The following is a 4,339-nucleotide window of genomic DNA, read 5'->3' on the forward strand; positions in this document are numbered from 1 at the left end:
GCGATAGGCTTATCTGAGGCGCGCAAAGCGGGTGCAAAGGTGCCTAAAAAGAAAAGTTAAATATTAACATAACCACAAAGCTATCGCAAAAGACGGCTTTGTGGTTATGTTTAATTTTACGATCTATTTAAAATCAGTGCTTATCCAGCTCGCCAGGTTACCTTCTTTGTTAATTTGTGCCAGCTTTTCTACATCATCATCTTTTTTGTGCGATTCTTCAATGTTGTATTTGGCTATCACTGCCCGTAGTGCTACAAGATTGGCGGTGTTTTTGTCAAAATCGTTTTTATGTTGCAATGCATATTTTGCATACTGCGAGGTGTAGGTAAATAACAACTCAGGGTTTTGATCTGATAAATCATTAACTGCTTTATTAATAGATACCGATACGCTATGCGAGCCCTGTACCCATGCTAAAATAAATAACCGGGCTGCCTGTCTTTTATCCCTTTTATCTTTCCAGCCTGTTTGCTGCAGCCAGTCGGCGGTAGTAATTACCTGTTGCTCGTACATAATAAAGTCGGCATCGGTTTGCAATTCGTAATGCATGGGTACATCATATTTTTGTGCCGTTGCAGTTAGGGTAAAAGCGGTTATCGCGATTATAAGCGTTAGTATCTTTTTCATTTTTTGTTTTTACAGAATTAATTAATACATGAGATTCCGAACCCGGAACCACTGCAAATTTATTAATATAAGGAAAAACTGCTCAATTAGTTTTTGTAAATGTATCCATAATATCCATTAACGTAACAGCTTCGTCAATAGAACAGGGGTTTGGACCTTCGTTTTTAAAGTAAGAAACGATCTTTTCTATCATTGGTTGCTGAATGTGCTGTGGATGCTGAAAGGTAATAGTTTCATCTTCAGTATCGGTTTTCCAGCTTATGTAATTACCAAAGAACGGGAAGGTTATTTTGCCTTTGGTGCCGATAATCTCACAGGTATCAGTAGTAAGGCTTTCGGCTACGTTGAAGCACCAGGAGCCGTTAACTACTACGTTGTTGTTAAACACAATTTCTCCGCAAACATGGTCGTCGGCAGGTGATGAGGCCGATTGATTGAGCGAGAATCCATGATACCTTTCAGGTTCACCAAAATAAAACAACATCAAATCGAGCTGATGAGGAGCCAGGTCATGAAAATATCCCCCGCCAGAAAATTCGGGAAGCACCCGCCAGTTGGTTTTGGTATCGGCAATGAGCTTAGGCTTGCTGCTTTGCCACATCCTGATCTGCACAGTACGAACCTCGCCAATTTTCTGTTTATCCAACAGCTCCTTTACGGCCAAAAACATGGGTACGGCCCTGCGGTAATGTGCTACCGTTAGCTTTGAGCTGCTTTGTTTTACAGCCTCCGCCATGGCCCGCGCCTCGGCAGCATTACGGGTAACCGGTTTCTCTACGTATACATTAAAGCCTTTTTGCAGGGCGCTTAAAGCATAATCCAGGTGTGATGACGGGGGCGTGGCAATGTATATGGCGTTTATATCTGCTTCACCCATCATTTTATCTGCGTCATCATACCATTTGCTCACCTGGTGCCGGCTGGCATAATCGGCAGCTTTGGCCGCATCACGGCGCATAACTGCAATAAGGTCACTATCCGCAACTTTTTTAAATGCTGGTCCGCTTTTTTTTTCGGTTACATCCCCGCAACCAATTATGCCCCAATTAATAGTTGTCATTAGTAGCCCCCTCTAAATCTCCCCCTGAAGGGGGAGACTTTTTTAATTTTGTTTAATTGAAATTGAACTGGTCCCAATAAACTGCCTAGCAGTTTCCCCTTTAGGGGGTTAGGGGGCCAATATCTTTTCTATCTGCGTTAATTCATCGGCAGAAAACGCAATGTTATCCAATGCCTTTAATGAATCGGCAAGTTGCTCGGCGCGGCTCGCACCAATCAGTACCGATGTAACCCTGTTATCTTTTAATAACCATGCCAATGCCATTTGGGCAAGTGTTTGGTTGCGTTGCAGGGCCAAATCGTTAAGGCGTTTTATCTGGCTTAACCTTTCGTCTGTTATCTGGGCAACCTGTAAAAAGCCGGTTGCTTTTGCTGCTCTTGAATCCTCGGGAATACCATGCAGGTATTTGTTGGTTAATAACCCCTGGGCCAATGGCGAAAATGGGATACAACCCACACCTTCATTGCCCAATACATCCATTAAACCGTTTTCAACCCAACGTTCAAACATAGAGTATTTAGGCTGATGGATAAGGCATGGCGTACCCAGGTCCTTTAATATTTTGATAGCTTTTGCAGCAAGGTCGGCAGGATAGTTAGAGATACCTGCATATAAAGCTTTACCCTGGCGAACGATAAGGTCAAGGGCAGCCATTGTCTCTTCCAGCGGTGTTTCGGGATCGGGACGGTGGTGATAAAATATATCCACATATTCCAGGCCCATACGCTGAAGGCTTTGATCTAAACTTGCAACCAGGTATTTTTTTGAGCCCCAATCGCCATAAGGGCCGTCCCACATGGTATAACCGGCTTTGCTGCTGATGATCATTTCATCGCGGTAGCCACGGAAATCTTCTTTTAAAATACGACCGAAATTTTCTTCGGCTGAGCCCGGAGGCGGACCGTAATTGTTTGCCAGGTCAAAATGGGTTATTCCGCTGTCGAAAGCGAGATGCAAAATTTTACGGTAGTTTTCGGTAACATCAACATGCCCGAAATTGTGCCATAAACCAAGCGAAATAGCCGGTAATTTGATGCCGCTATTACCACAACGACGATATTGCATTTTTTTGTACCTGTCTGCAGATGGAACGTAAGTCATATATAAAAGGTGAGGATTGAGATGTTTTCTAATGTTCGTAAAAATATAATTTAATATAGATATCAGAAGTAAATATTTTGTGATGATGAATGCTTTACGGCATGGCTTCTACATTATTTACCAACATTTGTTGCCTGGCCCAGTCTCTTAATAAGGATAAAAAGGGTAATAGTTCGCGGCCGGTTCCGGTAAGTTCATATTCAACTTTGGGTGGTACTTCAACATAAACTTTGCGGGTTATCAGGCCATCATCTTCCAGTTCTCTTAGTGCCTGGGTAAGCATTTTTGGGGTAACACCGGTAACTGTTTTACGCAATTCGCCATAGCGAAGTATCCCGGTACGTAATCGCCATAAAATACGGCCTTTATATTTACCGCCTATACGCTGAAAGGCGTAATCTATTCCACATTTGGGCAGCTGTCTTTTCATTTTTTTTTCTATTAAATCAAAATTAATATGGCTGATTTACAGTTTGGTAACTTTTAAGTGACCAGGTTACTTTTTAGTGCCTACTTGATAACGGTACGCTACAAATATAACTTTGATACATGAAAACAAACCTGATAACCATAATTTGTATAATGAGCAGCCTGGTGGCATTCGCTCAGAAAAAGGAAACCAAATTAGCCGGAACTTATGAACTGGTTGCTGTAGATAATATTCTTGCAGATGGCACCCGGGTTCATTTATATGGAAATACTCCGCAGGGGCTGCTGATATTTGATGCCAAAGGTCATTATGCACTGCAGATATTTAGCCAGGGGCGACAAAAGTTTGTCGACAACGATAAAAGTAAAGGCACCGACGAGGAGAACCGTGCCGCGGTAAAAGGCAGTAATGCCCATTTTGGCACTTATACCATTGATGATGCTAATGGTACTATTACGTTTAACATTCAACATGCCTCATTCCCTAACTGGGAGGAGACACAGCAAAAACGGCCTTTTACCTTGATAGGTTCAACTTTTAAGTATGTTGTGCCTGCGCCAACTACAGGAGGGGCTGTAACGGGAGAGGTAGAGTGGAGAAGGATTGAATAAGCTGTGGACAGATATTGAAAATTTATACTTAATATAGGATCATTATTGTTTACCAATTGTTATGAAGATTTTTGCTGAAACTGACCGATTGATTTTGAGGGAAATAATACCAATAGATGCAAAAGGAATGTTTGAGTTGGATTCGGATCCGGAAGTGCATCGCTTTTTGGGAAATAAACCGCTCAATACCATAAATGAGAGCAAAAAAATTATAGATTTTATAAGGCAGCAATATCTGGACTTTGGCATTGGCCGATGGGCGGTTATTGAAAAACATACCGGCGATTTTATTGGTTGGGCAGGGCTTAAATTTATAAATGAGGAAGTAAATCACCAGATTGGATATTATGATCTGGGTTATAGGTTCATAAAGAGGTATTGGGGGAAAGGCTATGCAACAGAAGCTTCAATTGCAGCCCGCGATTATGGGTTTAATCAACTACAATTAAATGAAATTTTTGGCATGACTGATATTAATAATCATGCATCAAAAAGCGTACTTGAAAAAAC

The 4,339-nt window shown here is 41.7% G+C and carries 7 protein-coding genes; 3 read left to right on the forward strand and 4 right to left on the reverse strand.

Annotated elements, in window-relative coordinates; all coding sequences use genetic code 11:
- Positions 1-60 (forward strand): DUF6496 domain-containing protein (locus AC1DPZ_RS22855; RefSeq protein WP_477407803.1); only part of this gene is annotated, 60 nt, incomplete at its 5' end.
- Between the two features lie 63 nt (positions 61-123).
- Here AC1DPZ_RS22855 and AC1DPZ_RS22860 read toward each other — a convergent pair.
- From AC1DPZ_RS22860 to AC1DPZ_RS22875, 4 genes are all read right to left on the reverse strand, one after another.
- Positions 124-627: a hypothetical protein gene (locus AC1DPZ_RS22860; protein WP_477407791.1), complete on the reverse strand. Its 504-nt coding sequence runs from the start codon at positions 625-627 to the stop codon at positions 124-126.
- Between the two features lie 82 nt (positions 628-709).
- Complete coding sequence (locus AC1DPZ_RS22865) at positions 710-1,687, reverse strand: Gfo/Idh/MocA family protein (protein WP_477407793.1); 978 nt, start codon at positions 1,685-1,687, stop codon at positions 710-712.
- Between the two features lie 108 nt (positions 1,688-1,795).
- Positions 1,796-2,788 carry an L-glyceraldehyde 3-phosphate reductase gene (gene mgrA, locus AC1DPZ_RS22870; RefSeq protein ID WP_477407795.1) on the reverse strand — a complete coding sequence of 331 codons (993 nt, stop codon included), beginning with the start codon at positions 2,786-2,788 and terminating at the stop codon, positions 1,796-1,798.
- A gap of 94 nt (positions 2,789-2,882) precedes the next feature.
- Positions 2,883-3,218, reverse strand: coding sequence for a winged helix-turn-helix transcriptional regulator (locus AC1DPZ_RS22875; protein ID WP_477407797.1), 336 nt, complete (start codon positions 3,216-3,218; stop codon positions 2,883-2,885).
- A gap of 119 nt (positions 3,219-3,337) precedes the next feature.
- Between AC1DPZ_RS22875 and AC1DPZ_RS22880 the strand changes: the two genes are divergently transcribed.
- Complete coding sequence (locus AC1DPZ_RS22880; protein ID WP_477407799.1) at positions 3,338-3,829, forward strand: lipocalin-like domain-containing protein; 492 nt, start codon at positions 3,338-3,340, stop codon at positions 3,827-3,829.
- 61 nt (positions 3,830-3,890) lie between these two features.
- A partial coding sequence (locus tag AC1DPZ_RS22885) for a GNAT family N-acetyltransferase (protein ID WP_477407801.1) occupies positions 3,891-4,339 on the forward strand: 449 nt, incomplete at its 3' end.

The organism is Mucilaginibacter sp. P4_G9 (assembly GCF_056400985.1).

What these genes read in the sequence shown, in the direction of transcription:
- AC1DPZ_RS22860 (WP_477407791.1), bottom strand. Translation starts at nt 627, where the DNA reads ATGAAAAAGATACTAACGCTTATAATCGCGATAACCGCTTTTACCCTA.
- AC1DPZ_RS22865 (WP_477407793.1), bottom strand. Translation starts at nt 1,687, where the DNA reads ATGACAACTATTAATTGGGGCATAATTGGTTGCGGGGATGTAACCGAA.
- mgrA (WP_477407795.1), bottom strand. Translation starts at nt 2,788, where the DNA reads ATGACTTACGTTCCATCTGCAGACAGGTACAAAAAAATGCAATATCGT.
- AC1DPZ_RS22875 (WP_477407797.1), bottom strand. Translation starts at nt 3,218, where the DNA reads ATGAAAAGACAGCTGCCCAAATGTGGAATAGATTACGCCTTTCAGCGT.
- AC1DPZ_RS22880 (WP_477407799.1), top strand. Translation starts at nt 3,338, where the DNA reads ATGAAAACAAACCTGATAACCATAATTTGTATAATGAGCAGCCTGGTG.